Source organism: Nocardioides houyundeii, assembly GCF_002865585.1.
Taxonomy (GTDB): domain Bacteria; phylum Actinomycetota; class Actinomycetes; order Propionibacteriales; family Nocardioidaceae; genus Nocardioides; species Nocardioides houyundeii.
In genome coordinates this window covers 3,632,812-3,653,115 of sequence record NZ_CP025581.1, presented here as the reverse complement: position 1 = coordinate 3,653,115, position 20,304 = coordinate 3,632,812, and the positions used below count along the sequence as shown (strand labels likewise).

Annotated in this window: 24 protein-coding genes; 16 read left to right on the top strand and 8 right to left on the bottom strand. The window is 72.6% G+C overall.

Translation table 11 applies throughout. The annotated features are described in order from the left end of the window. Positions 1-68 precede the first annotated feature (68 nt). Positions 69-941: a YwqG family protein gene (locus tag C0R66_RS17500; protein WP_101525782.1), complete on the bottom strand. Its 873-nt coding sequence runs from the start codon at positions 939-941 to the stop codon at positions 69-71. A gap of 156 nt (positions 942-1,097) precedes the next feature. On the opposite strand from C0R66_RS17500, the gene C0R66_RS17495 reads away from it, so the two are divergent. Further along, positions 1,098-2,639 (top strand): FAD-dependent monooxygenase, encoded by a 1,542-nt coding sequence (locus C0R66_RS17495; RefSeq protein ID WP_101525781.1) that lies wholly within the window; start codon positions 1,098-1,100, stop codon positions 2,637-2,639. 4 nt (positions 2,640-2,643) lie between these two features. Further along, entirely contained in the window at positions 2,644-4,329 is a 1,686-nt protein-coding gene (locus C0R66_RS17490) for a ribonuclease J (RefSeq protein WP_101525780.1), read from the top strand. A gap of 54 nt (positions 4,330-4,383) precedes the next feature. On the opposite strand, the gene C0R66_RS17485 is transcribed toward C0R66_RS17490, so the two are convergent. The 3 genes from C0R66_RS17485 to C0R66_RS17475 form a co-directional block, all read right to left on the bottom strand. Then, positions 4,384-4,758 carry a PaaI family thioesterase gene (locus C0R66_RS17485; protein WP_199286734.1) on the bottom strand — a complete coding sequence of 125 codons (375 nt, stop codon included), beginning with the start codon at positions 4,756-4,758 and terminating at the stop codon, positions 4,384-4,386. Between the two features lie 62 nt (positions 4,759-4,820). Next, positions 4,821-6,002 (bottom strand): right-handed parallel beta-helix repeat-containing protein, encoded by a 1,182-nt coding sequence (locus C0R66_RS17480; protein WP_101525779.1) that lies wholly within the window; start codon positions 6,000-6,002, stop codon positions 4,821-4,823. After that, positions 5,999-6,262 carry an ASCH domain-containing protein gene (locus tag C0R66_RS17475; protein WP_101525778.1) on the bottom strand — a complete coding sequence of 88 codons (264 nt, stop codon included), beginning with the start codon at positions 6,260-6,262 and terminating at the stop codon, positions 5,999-6,001. Before C0R66_RS17475 ends, C0R66_RS17480 begins: the two co-directional genes overlap by 4 nt. 82 nt (positions 6,263-6,344) lie before the next feature. On the opposite strand from C0R66_RS17475, the gene C0R66_RS17470 reads away from it, so the two are divergent. Beyond that, the gene (locus C0R66_RS17470) at positions 6,345-6,554 is read left to right on the top strand and encodes a helix-turn-helix domain-containing protein (RefSeq protein ID WP_101525777.1); all 210 of its coding nucleotides are present in this window, start codon (positions 6,345-6,347) and stop codon (positions 6,552-6,554) included. Then, complete coding sequence (locus tag C0R66_RS17465) at positions 6,554-7,084, top strand: Clp protease N-terminal domain-containing protein (RefSeq protein WP_101525776.1); 531 nt, start codon at positions 6,554-6,556, stop codon at positions 7,082-7,084. Before C0R66_RS17470 ends, C0R66_RS17465 begins: the two co-directional genes overlap by 1 nt. Positions 7,085-7,107: 23 nt before the next feature. Here C0R66_RS17465 and C0R66_RS17460 read toward each other — a convergent pair whose 3' ends face one another. Next, the gene (locus C0R66_RS17460; protein WP_199286733.1) at positions 7,108-7,497 is read right to left on the bottom strand and encodes a hypothetical protein; all 390 of its coding nucleotides are present in this window, start codon (positions 7,495-7,497) and stop codon (positions 7,108-7,110) included. A 124-nt stretch (positions 7,498-7,621) separates the two neighbouring features. Between C0R66_RS17460 and C0R66_RS17455 the strand changes: the two genes are divergently transcribed. Then, on the top strand, positions 7,622-8,377 hold the full coding sequence (locus C0R66_RS17455) for a DinB family protein (protein ID WP_101525774.1): 756 nt from the start codon (positions 7,622-7,624) through the stop codon (positions 8,375-8,377). Positions 8,378-8,403: 26 nt separating this feature from the next. Further along, the gene (locus C0R66_RS17450) at positions 8,404-9,114 is read left to right on the top strand and encodes a VOC family protein (RefSeq protein ID WP_101525773.1); all 711 of its coding nucleotides are present in this window, start codon (positions 8,404-8,406) and stop codon (positions 9,112-9,114) included. 25 nt (positions 9,115-9,139) lie between these two features. Here C0R66_RS17450 and C0R66_RS17445 read toward each other — a convergent pair whose 3' ends face one another. Then, positions 9,140-9,601: a GNAT family N-acetyltransferase gene (locus tag C0R66_RS17445; RefSeq protein ID WP_101525772.1), complete on the bottom strand. Its 462-nt coding sequence runs from the start codon at positions 9,599-9,601 to the stop codon at positions 9,140-9,142. Positions 9,602-9,637: 36 nt separating this feature from the next. On the opposite strand from C0R66_RS17445, the gene C0R66_RS17440 reads away from it, so the two are divergent. The 7 genes from C0R66_RS17440 to C0R66_RS17410 are packed head-to-tail and all read left to right on the top strand — an operon-like array spanning position 9,638 to position 15,186. Further along, complete coding sequence (locus C0R66_RS17440) at positions 9,638-10,249, top strand: GNAT family N-acetyltransferase (RefSeq protein WP_101525771.1); 612 nt, start codon at positions 9,638-9,640, stop codon at positions 10,247-10,249. Positions 10,250-10,291: 42 nt separating this feature from the next. Further along, entirely contained in the window at positions 10,292-10,651 is a 360-nt protein-coding gene (locus tag C0R66_RS17435; RefSeq protein WP_101525770.1) for a YciI family protein, read from the top strand. Then, on the top strand, positions 10,648-11,922 hold the full coding sequence (locus C0R66_RS17430; RefSeq protein ID WP_241901507.1) for an RNA polymerase sigma factor: 1,275 nt from the start codon (positions 10,648-10,650) through the stop codon (positions 11,920-11,922). The genes C0R66_RS17435 and C0R66_RS17430 overlap by 4 nt, the downstream gene beginning before the upstream one ends. A gap of 60 nt (positions 11,923-11,982) precedes the next feature. Beyond that, complete coding sequence (locus tag C0R66_RS17425; protein ID WP_101525769.1) at positions 11,983-12,693, top strand: alpha/beta fold hydrolase; 711 nt, start codon at positions 11,983-11,985, stop codon at positions 12,691-12,693. Between the two features lie 56 nt (positions 12,694-12,749). Next, on the top strand, positions 12,750-13,673 hold the full coding sequence (locus C0R66_RS17420; RefSeq protein WP_101525768.1) for a hypothetical protein: 924 nt from the start codon (positions 12,750-12,752) through the stop codon (positions 13,671-13,673). 60 nt (positions 13,674-13,733) lie between these two features. Continuing rightward, entirely contained in the window at positions 13,734-14,957 is a 1,224-nt protein-coding gene (locus C0R66_RS17415) for a cysteine desulfurase-like protein (RefSeq protein ID WP_101525767.1), read from the top strand. 46 nt (positions 14,958-15,003) lie between these two features. Then, a complete protein-coding gene (locus C0R66_RS17410) occupies positions 15,004-15,186 on the top strand; it encodes a hypothetical protein (protein WP_101525766.1) in 183 nt (60 codons plus the stop codon). Between the two features lie 7 nt (positions 15,187-15,193). On the opposite strand, the gene C0R66_RS17405 is transcribed toward C0R66_RS17410, so the two are convergent. Beyond that, positions 15,194-16,000, bottom strand: coding sequence for an SDR family NAD(P)-dependent oxidoreductase (locus C0R66_RS17405; RefSeq protein WP_101525765.1), 807 nt, complete (start codon positions 15,998-16,000; stop codon positions 15,194-15,196). Positions 16,001-16,057: 57 nt separating this feature from the next. Between C0R66_RS17405 and C0R66_RS17400 the strand changes: the two genes are divergently transcribed. Genes C0R66_RS17400 through C0R66_RS17390 form a run of 3 tightly spaced genes read left to right on the top strand, consistent with a single transcriptional unit; the run spans position 16,058 to position 18,163 of the window. Next, the gene (locus C0R66_RS17400; protein ID WP_241901506.1) at positions 16,058-17,131 is read left to right on the top strand and encodes a DNA polymerase IV; all 1,074 of its coding nucleotides are present in this window, start codon (positions 16,058-16,060) and stop codon (positions 17,129-17,131) included. Between the two features lie 10 nt (positions 17,132-17,141). Continuing rightward, a complete protein-coding gene (locus tag C0R66_RS17395; protein WP_101525764.1) occupies positions 17,142-17,762 on the top strand; it encodes a dienelactone hydrolase family protein in 621 nt (206 codons plus the stop codon). Continuing rightward, a complete protein-coding gene (locus C0R66_RS17390; protein ID WP_114423469.1) occupies positions 17,759-18,163 on the top strand; it encodes a nuclear transport factor 2 family protein in 405 nt (134 codons plus the stop codon). The genes C0R66_RS17395 and C0R66_RS17390 overlap by 4 nt, the downstream gene beginning before the upstream one ends. On the opposite strand, the gene C0R66_RS17385 is transcribed toward C0R66_RS17390, so the two are convergent. Further along, positions 18,138-20,108 carry a sensor histidine kinase gene (locus C0R66_RS17385; protein ID WP_101525762.1) on the bottom strand — a complete coding sequence of 657 codons (1,971 nt, stop codon included), beginning with the start codon at positions 20,106-20,108 and terminating at the stop codon, positions 18,138-18,140. The genes C0R66_RS17390 and C0R66_RS17385 overlap by 26 nt on opposite strands. Positions 20,109-20,304 lie beyond the last annotated feature (196 nt).

The window sequence follows — 20,304 nt, the reverse complement described above, 5'->3', positions numbered from 1 at the left end:
CACCTGACGCCCCGGGCGCTCCCACCGCGGAGCCCCGGGGCGTCAGCCTGGGTGCTGGACCGGACCGGTCAGTGCGACCACTCCCACCAGAAGCCGGAGACGTCGCCGCGCGCGAGGGCCGTCGGGTCGCCGAACAGGTGAGCCGTGCCCACGTCCCCCCACATCATCCCGCCGGCCGAGGCCAGACCCAGGATCAGCCGGGGCGAGCAGCCCTCGGGGGCGTCCGGGGCGCCCTGGAGGAAGGCTGACCAGCCGCCGACCTGCACCTCCCCGCCCTCGCTCGCCGCCTCGGCGGCCTCCTCGTGCTCCTCCCAGAGGACTTCGTAGGCGGCGAACCCGCGGGGGTTCTCGGCGCGCTCGGACTCCATCTGCTCATAGGCCGACGGCAACAGCTCCAGCAGCTCGAAGCCGAAGGCCATCGGGCCCGGCCGCTCCACCGGCGAGGGCCGGACCTGGGTGGGCGGCACCGGGGAGCTCGGGTCGGGCGAGGACGCCGCGTCCAGGTCGGAGGCGGCGTACCACCGGCAGTGGAAGCCCTCCCTGCCCATCAGCTCCGCGAACGTCAGCCCCCATGTCTCGTGGTCCCGCACGAAGAACTGCAGCAGACCCTCGCGGGGGAAGTCCGGCAGCTGTGGGACATCGGCGAAGTTGACCTGCACCACGAAGTGCATCGGGCGCCCGTCCTCATCGAGCGGCCACTCCCGGCCCGCCGGGAGGTAGGGGTGCCCGCCGACGTAGGAGTCGACCGGGGCGGGGCGTCCTGACGTTCCGTGACTGACTGCCGCGGGGCGCAGCAGGGCGCGTACCGAGTCCCGGTCCTCGGGCGGCGCCAGCGCGATCAGTCGCTCGACCCGGGCCAGGTGTCCGGCCCCGTCGCGTTCCGCGGCGGCAGCCTCCCGCGCCGGCTTCGTGCTCGACCGTCCGAACAGTCGTCCCAGCATGTCGTCCCCTTCGTCGTCGACCGGCACCCTGCGGAGCCGGGACGGCGGAGACTATTGCCTGCCACTTTCAAGGTATAGCCACGCAGGGGGCTTGCGGCAAGGCCCCGGTCGTCCACCACACTCCTTCGACCGGGTCGAGTGGGGAGTGGTGTGGGCATGACTGAGGTGACCATCGTGGGGGCCGGGCCGACCGGCCTGATGCTGGCCGGCGAGCTCGCGCTGGCCGGGATCGACGTCGCCGTCCTGGAGCGGCGCGACACCGAGGACCTGCTGGGCACCCGCGCCCGCGGCTTCCACTGCCGCACCATCGAGATCCTCGACCAGCGCGGCATCGCCGACCGGTTCCTGGCAGAGGGGCGCACGGTCCAGGCGCTGAGCTTCGGCAGCACCCCGTTGGACGCAGCCGTGCTCCCCACCCGACACCCCTACACGTGCGCGCTGGAGCAGCGCCACGTCGAGCGGATCCTGCTCGACTGGGTCGAGAAGCTCGGCGTGCTGGTACGCCGTGGGGTCGAGGTCGTCGACTTCGCCTCCGACGAGGACGGGGTCGAGATCCGGTTGGCCCACGGCGACCCGCTGCGTACGTCGTACCTGGTGGGCGCCGACGGTGGCCGCAGCGTCCTGCGCAAGCGGGCCGGCATCGACTTCGTCGGGCCAAGGGCGACCCGGAGCCAGCTCATCGCCGAGGTCCAGGTGCGCGAGGAGACGCCCACGGGCCTGCGGCTCGACGACGTCGGCATCCACGCCCTCAACGTGCTGCCGGACGGCAGCGCCGTCGGGGTCGTGGTCACCGAGCAGCAGGTCGGCCCGCCCACCGACCCCACCCTGGCGGACCTCAGCGCGGCCCTGACCGCCGTCTACGGCACCGACTTCGGGGCGCACGCCCCGCGGTGGATCTCCCGGTTCACCGACGCCACCCGCCAGGCCGTGGCCTACCGCAGCGGGCGGGTGCTGCTCGCCGGGGACGCCGTCCACACCCACCCGCCCACCGGGGGGCAGGGGATCGGCCTCGGGGTCCAGGACGCGGTCAACCTCGGCTGGAAGCTCGCCCAGGTGGTCCGCGGCGTCTCGCCCGACACCCTGCTGGACAGCTACCAGGCCGAGCGGCACCCCGCCACCGCCCGCGTCCTGGGCAACGTGATGACACAGGCGTTCCTGCAACGAGGGGACGCACGCACCACGGCGATGCGCGAGACCTTCTCCGAGCTGCTGGCCTTCGAGGGACCCCGCCGCCAGCTCACCGCGCTGCTCTCCGGCCTCGACGAGCGACACGGTCCCGACGAGCGGCACGGTCCCGACGAGGGACACCCGCTGCTCGGGCGGCGGATGCCGGACCTCGACCTGGACGCCCCCGGCGGCCCGCGGCGGTTCTTCGACCAGCTGCACGCCGCGCGTCCGGTGCTGCTCGACCTCGGCGCCGGCCTCGACGTCGCCGGGTGGGACGACCGGGTCCAGCACGTGGCGGCCCAGCCGGTGGCCGCCCAGCGCGAGACCTGGGAGGTGCCCGTCGTCGGGGCCGTCCCGGCGCCCGCCGCCGTGCTGGTCCGGCCCGACGGGCACGTCGCGTGGGTCTCCGACGGCTCTGGCACCGGGCTCCGGGAGGCGCTCACCACCTGGTTCGGGCCCCCGGAAGGAGCGGCGCCGACCCCCTCAGGAGGACGCCGGGAGCCGGAAGCCGAACGGCCTCGGCTAGCGTAGGTTTGTGAGCCACCCCCATCCCGAACTCCAGCTTCCCCCGAAACTCCCCAACGACGGGCTGCGCATCGTCGGCCTGGGAGGCCTCGGAGAGATCGGTCGCAACATGACCGTCTTCGAGCACCGCGGCAAGCTGCTCATCGTCGACTGCGGCGTGCTCTTCCCCGAGGAGCACCAGCCGGGCATCGACGTGATCCTGCCCGACTTCACCTGGATCCGGGACCGCCTCGACTCGGTCGTGGCGGTTGTGCTGACCCACGGTCACGAGGACCACATCGGCGGCGTGCCCTACCTGCTGCGCGAGCGACGCGACATCCCGGTGGTCGGATCCACCCTGACGCTGGCGCTGATCGAGGCCAAGCTCAAGGAACACCAGATCAAGCCCATGCTCAACCACGTCAAGGAGGGCGACCGGGTCAAGTTCGGCCCCTTCGACCTGGAGTTCCTGGCGGTCAACCACTCCATCCCCGACGGCCTGGCGGTGGCGATCCGCACCACGGCCGGCCTGGTCCTCACCACCGGGGACTTCAAGATGGACCAGTTCCCCCTCGACGACCGCATCACCGACCTGCGCGGGTTCGCCCGCCTCGGCGAGGAGGGGGTCGACCTGTTCATGACCGACTCCACCAACGCCGAGGTCCCCGGGTTCACCATGTCGGAGCGGGAGCTCACCCCCGCCATCGAGACGGTCTTCCGCACCGCCCCGCGGCGCGTCATCGTCTCCAGCTTCGCCAGCCACGTGCACCGCATCCAGCAGGTCCTCGACGCCGCGCAGGAGCACGGCCGCAAGGTCGCCTTCGTGGGTCGGTCCATGGTGCGCAACATGGGCGTCGCCCGCGAGCTGGGCTACCTGAAGTACCCCGAGTCCCTGGTCGTCCCGTTCGAGCAGCTGGAGCGGATGAACCCTAAGAAGGTCGCGATCGTCTGCACCGGCTCCCAGGGTGAGCCGCTGGCCGCGCTCTCGCGGATGGCCAACCGGGAGCACAAGATCCGCATCGGCGAGGGCGACACCGTGCTGATGGCCAGCTCGGTCATCCCCGGCAACGAGAACGCCATCTCCTCGGTGATCAACGGCCTGACCCGCTGGGGCGCCAAGGTCGTGCACAAGGGCAACGCCAAGGTGCACGTCTCGGGCCACGCCAGCGCCGGCGAGCTCGTCTACTGCTACAACATCGTGCAGCCCAAGAACGTGATGCCGATCCACGGCGAGTGGCGCCACCTGCAGGCCAACGCCGACCTGGCGATCAAGACCGGCCTCGACCCCGCGCGGGTCATCCTGGCCGAGGACGGCGTGGTCGTCGACCTGGTCAAGGGCCAGGCCAAGATCACCGGCAAGGTCCCCGCCGGCAACGTCTACGTCGACGCGCAGACCGTCGGCGGCGCCACGGAGAACACGCTCAAGGACCGCCGTACCCTCGCCGAGGAGGGCGTCGTCACGGTGCTCGCCCTGGTGGACGCCGACACCGGCAAGCTGGCCGAGACGCCCGACTTCATGATCCGCGGGTTCGTGCCGCACCCGGACGCGTTCAAGGACGCGGTCCCGGTGATCGAGAAGACCCTGGCCCGCGCCGCGGCCGAGGGCATCGGCGAGGCCAGCCGGCTGGAGCAGATGATCACCCGGGAGATCGCGCGCTGGGCGCACCGCAAGTTCCGCCGCAGCCCGCTGATCATCTCGATCGTCGTCGACGCCTGAGCCAGAGGGCAGCGCAGGGCACAGCTCAGGAGCACTGGCCGGCGAGTCAGCCGGTCAGTGCTCCACCAGCGCGAACGTGGCCAGGGCGTGCACCAGGGCCTTGCCGTCCTGCTCGATGTCGGCCTCGCAGACGGTGATGCTCTCACCGCGCTTGCTCACCTGCGCCGTCACCAGGAGCCGCCCGGGGTTGCCCGGTCGCAGGTAGGTCAGGCTGAGCTGGCTGGTGGCCGGGGTCTCCTCGTCAAGCACGCTGCGGATCGCCGCGCCCATGGTGGTGTCCACCAAGGTGGCGAGCAGCCCGCCGTGGACGGTGCCGGCCGGGTTGAGGTGTCGCTCGTCCACCTCCACCTCCAACCGCGCGCGGCCGTCGGCGCTCTCGGGGTCGCTGGCGCCGATGAGTGAGATGAAGCCCTTCGCGTTGTCAGTCACGGGGTGGGGGTACCCCTCAGTGCCCGCTTGATGCGTACGGCGGCCCGCCCCCAACACCGAGCTCAGCGCCGCTCGAAGGCCCCGAGGTCGATCGCGCCGACGACCGGACGGCGTACCTGCTTGGCGGGGTGGACGTACTCCCAGCGCGCTCGCCACCTCGTCGGCACCCGGACTCCCCGGTCGAGGGCCGCCGACCCGGGACGGAGCCGGAAGTCGTCCGCGGCCGGGTCCACGAACTGCCCCAGCCCCACCGTGCGGTTGGCGGTGGCCCGCACCTCGGCGAGGTTGCTCAGGTCGCCGGGCCCGACCAGCAGGTTGTTGCGCAGCCGGGCGCGGCTGCCCGTGGTGGCGGCGACGAACGTCCCGGAGGTACGCCGGTTCACCAGGGTGTTGTTGACCACCCACAGCCGCGACGAGGGGTGGGTCAGCCCTTCCGCGCCGTAGGAGATCAGGGCCGGGTTCTCCGAGCCGGGTCCCTGGATGATGACGTTGCCCGCGATCAGCGAGGAGCCGCCGTTGGGCAGGTCGATGGAGTAGCTGGCCCGCGCATCGCCGTCGGTGATCCGGTTGCCGACGATGGTGTTGCTCGCCGCCCGGGACTTGAGCTCGTGGCCCACGTCGGCGGCAGCGAAGTAGCTGCCGGTGACGGTCAGCGAGCGCACGGCGCCGACGTACAGGTTGTGGGTGTAGCCGTCCCCGGCGCCGTTGCGGAAGAAGCGGGAGCGGCGGATCACGATGTCGCTCTCCGGATCGGCGCCGGTGAGGATGCCGTTCTGGTTGTGGTGGAACCAGCTGCGGGTGATGGTCAGTCCGGCGCCCTCGGCACGGATGCCGGCGCCGTTGGCGTCGGGCACCGCAGCGCCGCTGAGCTCGACCCGGTCGACCGTGGTGCGGTCGCCGGCGATCACCCAGATCGCCTTGCCCTGGGCGCTCTGCCCGGCGGCCCGCAGCCGCGCCCGCCCGCCGAACCCGCGCAGGGTGAGGTCGTCCTGAGTCCAGGTCGCGACGTCGCCGGTGTAGGTGCCCGCGTCGATCAGCACCGTGTCGCCGTCCCGGGCCACCGCCGCGGCGGCGCTCGGCGTGGTCAGTGCGCGGTCCGGCCCGACCCGCAGGGTGCGCGGCGCCTGCTCGGCGGTCGTCAGGGCCGTGGCTGGGAGCCCGGTCCCGGCCAGGGCCGCCGCGAGGGCGGTGACGCCCAGGATCGTCGTGCTCCGGGTGCTGGTCCGCCGGCTTCCTCGGGTCATCGTGGGGCCACCAGGACGAACCTGAGGCACACCACCAGGGTCTCGTCGTCGACGGGAGTGGCGACGCGCTCCCAGTAGTCGCGGTGCCCGGTGCGCCACTCGTCGAGGTCGGCGTCCCCCTCGCCCTCCAGTGCGGCGAACTCCCAGGGCACCTCGCCGAAGGGCAGGATCTCGACCGCGGTCACCTCGATGGTGCCGAGCTCCTCGCCGTCGTCGCCCAGCTCCAGGGCGCGCAGTCCGCCGATGCGAGGCCAGGTCATGGGACTGACGGTAGTGCCTGGGGCTGCAGAAAGCGTGTCAACCAGGGTTGACGACTTCAATCCTGTCAACTACGGTTGACGCATGACAGACAAGACGCTCACCGACTCCGCTGCCGGGGACGACCCCGGCGCCGGCCTGAGAGCCGTCCGCTCGCTGCGAGAGCTGGCCGACCGCCTCGAGACGCTGCAGGTGTCTCGGGCGCGGGAGCTCGGCTGGTCCTGGCAGGAGGTGGCTGACGCCCTGGGCGTCAGCCGGCAGGCAGTCCACAAGAAGCACGGCAGGAGGAACTGATGTTCGAGAGGTTCACCAAACAGGCCCGCGCGGTCGTCACCGACGCGCAGGTCGTCGCCCGGGACGCGGCGTCCCGCAGCATCGACACCCGGCACCTGCTCATCTCCCTCGTCCAGGGCCCGGGCCCCGCGCGGCGCGCCCTGGGCGCCGCCGGGGGAGACGTCGAGGCGATCCTCGCCCGGGCGCGCGCCGACGTCGCGTCGAGCGGCCTGGACGCCGACGCCCTGGCCGGCATCGGCATCGACCTGGACGCCGTACGGCGGCAGACCGACGAGGTCTTCGGCGCGGGGGCCCTGGAGTGGGCGGGCCGGCGTTCGGGCGGGCACATCCCCTTCACCCCGGACGCGAAGAAGACCCTCGAGCTGGCGCTGCGCGAGGCGATCCGGCTCAAGGACCGGGGCATCCACTCCGCGCACCTGATGCTGGGCCTGGTGCTTGCCGAGGGCCCGGGCCGCGCGCTCCTGGAGGGCTCCGGCGTGGACCTCGACGTCCTCCGCTCGGCGCTGGCGGAGCAGCCCGACGCCGCCTGATCGCCCTCCGGTCCTGGTGGTCGTCAGGCGGGGGCGGCCGAGGACCGGGCGACGGCGTCGGCCAGGTCCTGCGGCGTGCTGTTGAAGGCGATCGCCGCCTGCGGGGCGTGGCGCCGGATCAGGTTGATGATCGACTCGAAGAGGCCCAGCAGCTCTTCGGGCTTGCGGATGCCGCCACCGACCATCACGCAGTCCCACGGCCGCGACGCCAGGGCCTGGGACAGCTGGGTCTCGTGGTCCTCGCCGCCCTCCAGCCCGAGCAGGCAGGTCTCCGCACGGTGGCCCAGGTCGGCCAGCGCGGTCATGCCGGCCTGGATCGCCTCGGCGATCGGCTGGGGATCCCAGGGGCCAGGCGCACGGTAGGGATCGAGACCGATGACCAGCACCTGAAGTCCGGGGGTCTTGTGCTCCACCTTCGTCACCATACGACGACGGGTCCTTGGCGCAAAGGGTCTTCAGTCCCACCTGGGTCCTGGGCCAGAATGCAGGTCCTCGGCTGGTACGCCCCGACACCGGCCAGTGAGGCAGGAGCACCCGATGGCGACCTTCACCAGCTCTGACGACCTGCACGGCGCCGAGTTCGTCGAGGTGGACCTCACCGGTGCTCGGATCTCCGGAGCCGACCTCTCCGAGGTGGTGATGCGCGGCGTGATCGTCCGGGAGACGGAGATCGACGCGCCCTGGCTGGCCCAGCAGGAGCGGTCGCTGATCGTCAACGGCGTGGACGTCACGGCGTACGTCGAGGCGGAGCTGGACCGTCGCTTCCCCGGGCGCGAGCAGCGGCGGGCACCGGATCCCGCAGGGCTGCGGCAGGCCTGGGCGGCGGCGGAGACCGCCTGGGCGACCGCCCTGGCCCGGGCCGCGGCGATGCCGCCGGGCACGGTGGCGACCTCCGTGGACGGTGAGTGGTCCTTCGCCCAGACGCTGCGGCACCTGGTGATGGCCACCGATGCCTGGCTGGGTCGGGGAGTGCTGGGGATCGAGCAGCCCTTCCACCCCCTGGGCCTGGCCTTCACCGGCGTCACCGACGACGAGCTGGACCTGTCCCTGTTCACCTCCACCGAGCCGACGTACGACGAGGTGCTCGCGGCGCGTGCCGAGCGCGTCGCCATGGTGCGCGACTACCTGGACGCCGTCACCCCCGAGGCCCTGGACGAGCCGCGGAACAATCCCTGGGCCCCCGAACGCCCCGCGACGGTCCGCTCCTGCCTGCACGTGGTCCTGCGGGAGGAGTGGGAGCACCTGCGCTACGTCGTGCGCGACCTCGACGCGATCGAGTCCCCCTGTTCCTGACGCATCGCGTGAGTCATGCTGTAGCGATGACAGCCGAGCTTGTCGCCCTCTGCTTCGACGCCCACGACCCCGCCGCGCTCGCGGGATTCTGGTCCGGGGTGCTCGGGTGGGAGGTGGCACAGGAAGCCGCAACGGGCGCGTCGCTGGAGCCGAACGACGACACCGGTTTCCGGCTCCGCTTCCTCCCGTCGACGGAGGAGAAGAGCGGTCAGAACCACATCCACTTCGACCTCACCAGCGGCTCGCTGGAGGACCAGCAGGCCACCGTGGACCGGGCGCTCGGGCTCGGCGCCCAGCACCTCGACATCGGTCAGGGACCTGACGCCGACCACGTGGTGCTCGCCGACCCGGAGGGCAACGAGCTGTGCGTCATCGCGCCGGGCAACAGCTTCCTCGCCGACTGCGGATTCCTCGGCGCGCTCTCGTGCGACGGGTCCCAGCAGGTCGGCTACTTCTGGAGCGCGGCACTGGGCTGGCCGCTGGTGTGGGACCAGGACGAGGAGACCGCCATCCGCTCGCCCGCCGGGGGTCCCAAGATCACCTGGGGCGGGCCGCCGCTGCTGCCCAGGACCGGAAAGTCCCGGCTCCACCTCGACCTCGCGACCGGGGACGACCCCGCGACCGAGGCAGAGCGCCTGGTGGCCCTCGGCGCCACCCGGATGGATGAGGGCCGGGCCGGTGGCGTGCTGCGGATGGCCGACCCGGACGGCCGGGAGTTCTGCCTGCTGACGTCCTGACCGTCCGCGGCGCGGGATGGTCGCCTCACAGCTCCCGCAGGTAGCACAGCATCCGGAAGTCGGTCCCCGGCTCGACGTTGACGAAGCCGTGCCGCTCGTAGAAGCGCCGGGTGTCCACGTCGACCTCGTCGACGTTGATGTTCATCTCCCCGGCCCGCAGGGCGCGCACCTCCGTGACCGCGGCGTCCAGCAGCGCGGTGCCGATGCCCTGGTCGCGCAGCTGCGGGACGACGTACAGCTCCTCGAGCTGGGCCAGCGGCCCGTCGTAGTACGGCGTGTGGCGCAGGGTGAGCAGCGCGAACCCCGTGACGTCCGGGTCGCCGGCCAGCAGGGCGATCACGTCGCTGCGGGGCAGCAGCTTGCTGAAGCGCCTGGCGAACACCTCGGCGGGTGGCGTGGGCGCGGCGAACTCGGTGTTGAAGTCGAACAGCAGCCGCCCCAGCAGCTCAGCGTGGCTGGGGCCGGCGCGGAGGACCGGCACGGTCATGGCCAAGGAGTGTAGGGGTGCGGAAGGATCTGCACTATGCCCATTTCAATTAAGCCGGCCGGGTCGGAGCGGTTCGGCGACGTTGCCGTCATGCTCGGGCCCAAGCGCCCGGACGCGAACGTGTGCTGGTGCCTGAGCCACCGCATCGAGTCCAAGCGCAACCGTGAGCTGGTGGGGCCGGCGCGCGGCGACCACATGCGTGAGCTGTGCGCCCGCCCGGTCGCCCCCGGGGTGCTCGCCTACAACGGTGACGAGGTCGTGGGGTGGGCGGCCGTCGCACCCAGGGCGGAGCTGCCGTTCGCGCGCTCCACCAAGATCCCGCACGTCGACGACCTGCCGGTGTGGTCGGTGTGGTGCCTGAGGGTCCGACCGGGCCACCGGCGCAAGGGGATCTCCCACCACCTGCTGGCCGGTGCCGTGGACTACGCCGCGGAGCAGGGCGCCCCGGCCGTCGAGGGCTACCCCGCCGACACCCAGGGGCAGAAGATGGACCTGACGATGGCCTTCGTCGGGACCCGCAAGCTGTTCGAGGACGCCGGGTTCACCCTGGCCTCGACCACGGACGCCGTCGCCGGAGGGTTCCCTCGCGTGGTGATGCGCCGTGCCCTGGATGTCGCATCCGGCCCGGCCGGTTCGTGGAGTGGGTGAGGGCACGACACCGGGTCGTGCCGCTGAGCGGAGGAGAGAGTCATGGCTGAGTACCTGTTGTCGGTGTGGGGTCCGGCGGAGTACGACGAGTTCGGGACCTACGGGAGCAAGGAGGAGATGGAGCAGGCGTTCGCCGACACCGGTCGCTTCAACGAGAGCCTCCGGGAGCGGGGCCACTGGGTCTTCGCCGGCGGCCTGCACCCGGCGCACACCGCCACCGTCGTGGACGGCACCGGTGCCGAGGTGGTCACCACCGACGGTCCCTACCTGGAGTCCAAGGAGCTGATCGGGGGGTTCTGGGTGATCACCGCACGCGACCTCGACGAGGCCCTGGCGCTGGCGGCCGAGGGTTCCAGGGCCTGCCGCGGCAAGGTGGAGGTCCGGCCCTTCCAGGGTGAGTGACGTTGCCCGAGCACGCGGCGCCGGACGAGGTCGCCACGCTGATCGAGGGACTCCACCGCGAGGAGTTCGGTCGGATCGTGGCGGCCCTGACCCGCCGGTTCGGCGACCTGGGGCTGGCCGAGGAGGTCACCCAGGACGCCTTCGCCGAGGCGGTACGTCGGTGGCCCACCGCCGGCGTACCGCCGTACCCGCCTGGGTGGCTGAGCACCACGGCGCGCAACCGCGCGGTGGACCGGCTCCGCCGGGAGTCCACCAGGCACGCCCGCCACGTGGAGGCCGACCTGCTGCGCGCCCCCCACGGCGCTGACCCGGCCGACTGGGACCCGGACGACCCGGCGTCCGCGATCCCCGACGACCGGCTCCGGCTGCTCTTCACCTGCTGTCACCCGGCGCTGGCGCCGGCGACCCGGGTGGCGCTCACGCTGCGCCTGCTGGGCGGCCTCACCGTGCCGGAGATCGCCGCCGCGTTCCTGGTCCAGGAACGTGCCATGGCCCAGCGCATCACCCGCGCGAAGCAGAAGATCGCCGTCGCCCGCATCCCCTACCGGGTGCCCGGCGACGCCGAGCTCGCCGACCGGCTCGGCGGCGTGCTGGCCACCCTCTACCTGGTGTTCAACGAGGGCTACCTGCCGCGCGCCGGTGACCAGCCAGTGCGCACCGACCTCTGCGCCGAGGCGCTCCGGCTGACCCGGGTGCTGCGCCACCTGATGCCCGACGAGCCCGAGGTGGCCGGCCTGCTGGCCCTGATGCTGCTGACCGAGGCCCGCCGCCCGGCGCGCGTGGTGCAGGGGCGCCTGGTCGGGCTGGACGAGCAGGACCGCAGCCGCTGGGACCCCGGGCTCGTCGCCGAGGGGCACGCCCTGGTGCGCGAGTGCCTGCGCCGCAACCGGCCCGGCCACCACCAGCTGTTGGCTGCCATCAACGCCGTGCACACCGACGCACCTGACTTCGCCGCCACCGACTGGTCCCAGGTGCTCGCCCTCTACGACCAGCTGTACGCCGTGACGCCGACCCCGGTGGTCGCCCTCAACCGGGCCCTGGCGGTGGCCGAGCTCGACGGCCCCGAGGTCGCCCTGGCGCTGGTCGAGGCGCTCGACCTCACGACGTACCAGCCGTTCCATGCGGCACGGGCCGACCTGCTGCGCCGGCTGGGCCGGTCCGGGGAGGCGCGGGCGGCGTACGGGAGGGCAATCTCGATGACCGGCAACGAGGCGGAGCAGGCGTTCCTCGCCGCGCGTGCCCGAGGCGTTGAGCGGGCGATCTACCCATGATTGGTCAAGCTCGAGGCAAAAGGGTTACCAATCGGTAGGTTTCAACTTAGCCTGCGCCCCATGCAGCTCATCCTCATCCCGGGCCTCTGGCTCGTCGGGTCCTCGTGGAACGAGGTCACCCCGGTGCTCGAGGCTGCCGGGCACCGGGTGCACGCCCTGACCTTGCCGGGCATGGGCTCGCGGCGGCTGGACCGCTCCGGCATCACGCTGCGCGACCACGTCGAAGAGGTCATCGACATCATCGACGCCCTGGAGGCCCAGGACCCGGAGAAGGTGGTGCTGGTGGCGCACTCCGCGGGAGGTGCGCTGGCGCACGCCGCTGCCGACGCCCGACCCGAGCGGGTGGCGCGCGTCGTCTACGTGGCGAGCGAGCCCCGCCCGGACGGGCAGAAGGGCGACGGCGGCTGGTTCGTGGAACGCGGCGAGGTCGCGTTGCCGCCGTGGGAGTCCTTCGGCGAGGAGATGCTGGTCGGGCTCGACCAGGAGCTCCGGGCCCTGGTCCGGGCCCGCTCGATCCCGTCGCCGGAGGGCGTGGTGACCGGGGAGCAGAAGCTCTACGACGACCGCCGCTACGGCATCCCGATCACGATGGTGATGTGCGAGCTGCCCAGCATCGTGCTGCGCCGAGCGGTCGCGGCCCGGGAGCCGGGCACCGAGGAGCTGGCGAAGATGGCGTCGGTCTCCTACCTCGACCTGCCGACCGGGCACTGGCCCCAGTTCAGCCGGCCGCAGGAGCTCGGCCGGGTGCTCGCCCTGGCTGTCGCCGGGTAGACCGGCGCCGTCAAAAGGTCTGGCAGTCGACCCTGGGGACCAGCAGACTGGCCGCCATGGTGCGGCGTGGTGGTCGGGTCTGGCGAGGGGGTCTGCTGGCGCTCTGCGCGCTGCTGTCGGCCTGCGCCTCGGAGTCCTCCCAGCCGGGCCAGGCCGCACCCGGGACCTCGCCGTCCCCCACCCGGTCGATCCGGACCTACTCACCGATCCCGCAGCCGGACCTGGGCCCACCCGCGCGCCGGCTGGTCGCCGACCTCAGGCAGTCCTCCCGCGACGCCGCGCTGGGACGCTTCCAGGTCTGGATCGGCAACGGGCTGGCCCGCCCGGTCGACCCGAGCGCCATCGACTACCGGGACCCCAGGTTCCGCGCCGGCATCCCCGCGGAGCGGCTGCGCGCCATCCCGGCCGACTCCGAGCGGGGCTACCCGTTGGCCCAGCCCGCCCGGCCCGTGTGCGGAAGCCGCGGAGCGGGCCACGTCACCGTCACCTATGCCGGCCGTACGACGCGGATCCCGGTCGAGGACGAGGCCGACGTGGTGGCGCGCTACGTCGGGTCCCGCTGCTTCCAGCTGGCGCTGGGGGAGGCGGCCACGCTCGCCTTCGACGCCCAGGTCGAGGTGGACCGGCCCGGTCGCGACGGGGTCGCCACGATCACCCTGGTCGCGACCCCGTCGGGCCGGCCGGGTCACCGGATCCTGGTCGAGACCGTGTCCGGCACCCCGGTGCTCACCCCCGACCGGCAACCGGTCTGGACCCCTGGGCTCCTGGTGCGCAGCGAGGACGCCCCGGTGCGCATCGAGCTGCCCGTGGTGCCGGCACGGTGCGACCCGCACGCCTTCATGGAGTCCGGCGGCGCCACCGCCTTCCGGGTCAAGCTGCGCCTGGACGGCAAGCCGGGCGAGCTCCTGGTGCGGATGCCGGCGGCAGGTGCCTCACGCGTGCTCGACTACGCGCGCGACGCGTGCGGGCTGGGGGAGTAGCGGCCCTCGCCCCCCGTCCGGGTGCACATGCGCGGTTGGGGCGGCAGGCAGGATGTCGCCATGCCCGCACCCACCGCCTTCGACCTCGCCCGCGTCCGCGCCGACTTCCCCGCCCTCGCGGAGGGAACGGCGTACTTCGACGGGCCCGGCGGCACCCAGGTGCCGCGACAGGTGGCCGAGGCGATCGCCGCCACCATGATCTCCGGACTCTCCAACCGCGGCCAGGTGACCGCCTCGGAGCGCCGGGCCGAGGAGGTGGTCCGCGGCGCTCGCGCTGCGGTCGCCGACCTGCTCGGCTGCGACGCGGCCGGCGTCGTCTTCGCGCGCTCCATGACCCAGGCGACGTACGACCTGGCGCGGGTGCTGGCCCGGCAGTGGGGTCCCGGCGACGAGGTGGTGGTCTCGCGGCTCGACCACGACTCCAACATCCGTCCCTGGCTGCAGGCGGCCGAGTCCGTGGGCGCGACCGTGCGCTGGGCCGACTTCGACGCCGAGACCGGCGAGCTCGGCGTAGACGACGTGCGGGCCGTGCTGTCCGAGCGCACCCGGCTGGTCGCGGTCACCGGGGCCTCGAACATCCTCGGCACCCGGCCCGACGTCCCCGCGATCGCCGAAGCCGTGCACGAGGTCGGGGCGCTGCTCTTCGTCGACGGGGTGCACCTCACCCCGCACGCCCCGGTGGACGTGACCGAGCTGGGCGCGGACTTCTACGCCTGCTCGCCGTACAAGTTCTTCGGGCCGCACCACGGCCTCCTGGTGGCCCGGCCCGAGCTGCTGGATCAGCTGCACCCCGACAAGCTGCTGCCCTCCTCCGACGCGGTCCCGGAGCGGTTCGAGCTCGGCACGCTTCCCTACGAGCTGCTCGCCGGTACGACGGCCGCGGTCGACTTCATCGCCGGCCTCGCCCCGGGCGCCGACGCGGCCGAGCAGCCGCGACGCCAGCGGCTGCTGGCCTCCATGCGCGCCGTCGAGGCGCACGAGGACGAGCTGCTGGAGCGGCTGCTCGAGGGCCTGGGCAGGCTCGACGCGGTCCGGCTCCACGGCTCCCCGCGGCGGCGTACCCCCACGGTCTACTTCTCCGTCGCGGGCCACAGCGGCCGCGAGGTGCACCAGCAGCTCGCCGCCCGCGGGGTCAACGCGCCGGCCAGCAACTTCTACGCCCTCGAGGCGTCGCGATGGCTGGGGCTGGGGGACGCCGGTGCGGTGCGCGCCGGGCTGGCGCCGTACACCAGCGCCGACGAGGTGGACCGGCTGCTCGACGGGGTGGCGGAGCTCGCCGGCTGACTGAGTAGGGTCACCCGCAGCATCAGGATTCCTACGAGGAGCAGCTGTGTACTTCGACAACAAGCCCTGCCAGGTCTGCGGGTCCGAGGTCCGGCTCCGCGGCCACCGGCCCGACGACGACCTGGAGTCCGAGCCCAGGGCCGAGCCCGACGCCACCGTCGACGACCGGATCTGCTCCAACGACGACTGCCCGACCAACCAGGGCGGTCCGGACGCACCGACCCCCTAGTCGCGGCCTAGCTGTCGGCGCCCGGCTCCGCCATCCGGCGGTGCAGCGCGGCCTTGACCTTGTCGGGCAGCACCTTGCTGGCGGCCTCCTGCACCTTGGTGGCCAGCCCGCCGCCGACCGCGCGGGCCTCCCCGGCCATCATCGCGGCGAAGCCCTGCTCGGCCACCTGCGCCGGGTCGTCCTTCTTGCCCCGGCCCACGGCGGTGTCCAGCATCCTGGCCCGGGCGAAGAACTCGGTGTCGGTGGGTCCGGGCATCAGCGACGTCAGGGTGACGCCGGTGTCTTTGAGCTCGTCCTGCAGTGCGGTGGTGAAGGACTGCAGGAACGACTTCGAGGCGTTGTAGGTGGCCTGGAACGACCCCGGCAGCTCCGCGGCGATCGAGGAGGTGACGAGCACCCGCCCCTGCCCGGCGTCCAGCATGTCGCGCAGCGCCAGCTTGGCCAGGCGCACGGTGGAGAGGATGTTGAGCTCGATGATCTCCAGGTCGTGGCCCAGGTCGGTCTCCACGAACGCTCCGCCCTGGCCGACCCCGGCGTTGAGGGCGATCGCGGCGAGGGGTCGCCCGTCGGCGCGGATCTCGTCGTAGAGCTCGGTGACGCCGTCGGGAGCGCGCAGGTCGGCCTGCACCACGCGTACGGCGGCACCGGAGCCCCGCAGCTCCTCGGCCGCGTCGTGCAGCGCGGCGTCCTCGGCGTTGATCACCAGGTCGAACCCGTTGGCGGCGAAGAGCCGGGCGAGCTCGAGGCCGATGCCGCTGCTGGCGCCGGTGACGGCGGCGAGCGGCTTGGTCGCGGAGGTGGGGGATGCGCTCATGACGGGTGCGTACCCGACCTCGGCCCCGGCATGCCCCCACCCGGCTAGGGTGCCGGGGTGGGGTGGGTGCTGCACGTCGACATGGACCAGTTCCTGGCTGCCGTGGAGCTGCTCCGGCACCCGGAGCTCGCCGGTCTCCCGCTGGTCGTGGGCGGTCGGGGCGACCCGACCGAGCGTGCGGTGGTCTCGACCGCCTCCTACGAGGCGCGGCAGTTCGGGATCCGGTCCGGGATGCCGCTCAAGATCGCGGTGAAGCGCTGCCCCGAGGCGGTCTTCCTGCCCGTCGACTTCCCGGTCTACGAGGCGGCCTCGGCGACCGTGATGGCGACCCTGCGCGCCCATCCCGGCGCGGTGGTGGAGGTGCTCGGCTGGGACGAGGCCTTCGTGGGCTTCCCCGCGGCGGAGGAGGGGTTCGACCCCGAGGCCGTCGCCCGCGAGCTGCAGGCCGAGGTGCTGGCCGCCACCGGGCTGCACTGCTCGGTCGGCATCGGCGACACCCTGGTCCGGGCCAAGATGGCCACCGACTTCGGCAAGCCGCGCGGCACGTTCCGGTTGAGCGAGGACAACTGGATGGCCTGGATGGGGGACCGGCCCACCACCGCGCTGTGGGGGGTGGGGTCGCGGATCGGTGCCCGGCTGGCGGCGCTGGGGATCACCACGGTGCGGCAGCTCGCGGAGTCGCCCCTGGAGCCGCTCGTGGCCGAGTTCGGACCCACCATGGGTCCCTACTTCGCCGCCCTGGGCCGTGGGCACGGCCGCAGCACGGTCGACGACACCCCCTGGGTGCCGCGGGCGCACGGCCGCGAGACGACGTACCAGCAGGACCTGACCACGCCTGCGGAGATCGCCGCGGCGGTCACCAGCCTGGCCGAGCAGGTGGTCGCCGACATCCGCGCCGAGGGACGGCCCTGTGCCCGCGTCGGGCTGAAGGTCCGGTTCGCCCCGTTCTTCACCACCTCCCGGGTCCGCAAGCTCCCCGAGCCGACGTACGACGTGGCCACCATCGCCGACACCGCGCTGGCGTTGCTGGCCAAGCTGGAGGACGACCGGCCGATTCGGCTGCTCGGGGTGCGCGCGGAGATGGTGCCGCCTGCCGGCGGCTACGAGGAAGCCCCACGCGGGCGGACCTGATTTGACCCTTATGGGTCTTGTCGCCGCCGCGGCGCGGCCCCACGCTGGGGGCATGGCCGAGGTCCTGTTGTTCCACCACATCTGCGGGCAGACGCCGGGGTTCCTGGCGTTCGCCGACGACCTGCGCTCCGAGGGTCACACGGTGCACACCCCCGACCTCTTCGGCGGCCGTACCTTCGACAGCATCGCCGCCGGTGAGGAGTACGCCGGCAAGGTGGGCTTCTCGGCCTTGCTCGACGCCGGCGTCGCCGAGGCCGACGACCTCTCCGACGACCTGGTGTACGCCGGCTTCTCCTTCGGGGTGCTGCCGGCCCAGAAGCTCGCCCAGACCAGGCCCGGCGCCCGCGGTGCGCTGCTGTGCTACTCCTGCGTGCCGGTCGACGAGTTCGGCGACCGGTGGCCGGCCGGGGTGCCGGTGCAGGTGCACGGGATGGACGCGGACCCCATCTTCGTCGGCGAGGGAGACGTCGAGGCGGCCCGGGAGCTGGTGGGCCAGGCCGACCGCGGCGAGCTCTTCCTCTACCCCGGCGACGGGCACTACTTCGCCGACCCCGCCGACCCCGGCTTCGATCCGCGGGCCGCGGAGCTGCTCCGGGCCCGGGTGGTCGGCTTCCTGGCTGGGCTGACATGAGCGGGCACCGCCCTGCGGGGATCCCCGGGACCAGTCCCGGAGCTCGTCTGGTCGAGGCCGTGGCGACCCGGGACCGGGACGCGCTGGCCGCGGTGCTCGCCGACGACGTCGACTTCATGGGGCTCACCCCGCGCCGGTCCTGGGAGGCGCAGGGCCGCGACGAGGTGGCGACGGTCCTGTTCGACCACTGGTTCACCGAGCAGGACCGGGTCGAGGAGGTCGCGGGCGTGGTCGAGACCGCCGTCGCCGACACCAGGCGGATCGGGTACCGGTTCGACCTGGGGCTGCCCGAAGGCCCGCACGTCGCCGAGCAGCAGGCCTACTACCGGGTCAGCGACGGCCGGATCGACTACCTGCGGGTGATCTGCTCGGGCTTCAGGCCACGACCAGCGGCAGGCTGACCGTCACGGTGGTGCCCACCTGGGTGCTCGAGCTGATGCTGACCTCGCCGTCGTGGCTGCTCACCACGGCCTGGACGATGCTCAGCCCGAGTCCCGAGCCGGGGATCGCCCGGTCGTTGGCCTCCCGGGTGCGGAAGAAGCGGGTGAAGAGCTTGTCCACGTCCTCCTCGGCCACTCCGATGCCGGTGTCGGCCACGGTGAGCCAGGCGTGCGTGGCGTCGGTGGAGATCCGCACCGCGATCGTGCCGCGGCCCGGGGTGAACTTCACCGCGTTGCTGATCAGGTTGAGCACCATCCGCTCCAGGGCCGCGTGGTCGCCGTTGACGCACACCGGCTGCGCGGGCAGGGAGACACTGAACTTCAGGTCCCGGCCCCGCACCATCTGCGTCACGATCTCGCCCGTGCCGCGGATGACGTCGCTGAGGTCCAGGGGCACCCGCTCCAACATCAGCGGCGCGCCCTCGGTCCGTTCCAGCACGAGCAGGTCGTCCACCAGGCTCTCGAGCCGCTGGGTGTTGCGCAGCACCCGTTCCAGCGCCCGGTTCTGCTCGTCGCTGAGAGTGCCGAACGCCCCGTCCGCGAGCATCTCGGTGTAGCCGCTGATGCTGGCGATCGGGGTGCGCAGCTCGTGGCTGACGGTGGAGACCAGCTCGTCCTTGACCCGGTCGGCCTCCTGGAGCCGCACCAGGGCGTCGTGCTCGCGGGTGAGCGCGGTCATCATCGCGGTCTCCGCCCGGAGCCGCGTCGTGACGTCCTCGCCGGCAGCGACGTAGCCCACCACGGCGCTGTCCACCACCACCTCGGTGATGCCGAGGGAGACCACGTGCCGGGTCCCCCGCGAGGCGACGAACTCCCAGTCGCGTCGGGCATCGATCGCCATCTGCACCCGCAGCACCTGGACGTGGTCGGCGTCGGTGCCCAGGGCGGCGGCGTGCCGGGCGATCTCCGAGGGCGAGTGGAACAGCGACAGCGGCTCCCCGGCGACCTCGGCGCCGGTGTAGCCGAGCAGTCGCTGGGCGCCGGCGTTGAAGTGGGTGATCCGCAGGTTCGGGTCCAGCGCGATCAGGATGGTGTTGGTCGCCGAGTCGAGGATGCGCTCCACGGTCGCGTTGGCCCGGCCGTAGCTGGCGGTGGAGTCGATGATCCGGTCGTGCTGCTCCAGCAGCTGCTGCTGCTGGCTGTCGAGCTTCTCCAGCAGGTGGTCGCGGGAGAGGGCGGTGAGGTGGAGCAGGTTCAGCGGTCGGGCCTCGTAGAGGTTCAGGGTCCGTCGGAACAGGGTCACGAAGAGCAGCAGCGGCACCAGGAACGCAGCCGCCAGCACGAGCTTGACCTCGACGCCCTGCCAGATGGCGTCGCCCAGCCCCGAGTCCGGCCGCAGCACCAGCACCGGGAAGAGCAGGCCGTCGAGCACCAGGGCCCCGACGTACGTCGTGGGGTAGACCAGCGCCATCGGCCACGGGCCCAGGCGCTTCTTCGCCGCCTCCAGGACCGCCAGCAGCAGCAGCAGCTCGAGGACCATGAGCGCGCCGCCGATCAGCACCGTGGACAGGGACTGCTCGAAGACCACCGGCGAGGTGTCGAAGGGGTTGACCACCCCCGGCGTCTGCAGCGCCGTGCCGCTGACGGCGAATACGGCCGCGACCAGCACGTTGACCACGATGGTGAGCGCGACCACGTTGCGCACCACCTGCAGGTCCCGGCCCACCACCACGGTGATGAAGGTGCCGAACATGAAGCCGGCGAACGCGACCTGGCCGGCCATCAGGTTGACCTCCCCGCCCACGGGAAGGATGTAGACCGCGCCGAGCAGGCCGCAGAAGGTGAGCACGCTCGCGATGTGGCTGTAGAGCAGCAGGAACTGGAAGCTCGTGCGCCGCACCGAGTAGAGCAGCGGAAGCCCCGAGTAGATGGCAACGCTCAGCAGGAAGAGGTCCCGGCTCCCCATCGTGCTCCTCCGAGAACGTCGAAGCGGTCTGACCACTCTGTCCGGGTAGCCGCGATTCGGAAGCCTGCCACAGGCCAGCCTCCGGCGGAGCGGAACAACGGGATGAGATCTGCCCGCGATCCGGCCTTTTTCGCGAGACGGGTGGGGGTCACGGCTGCCGAGATGCCACGAGGCCGCCGCCGGGGGTCCCGGCGAC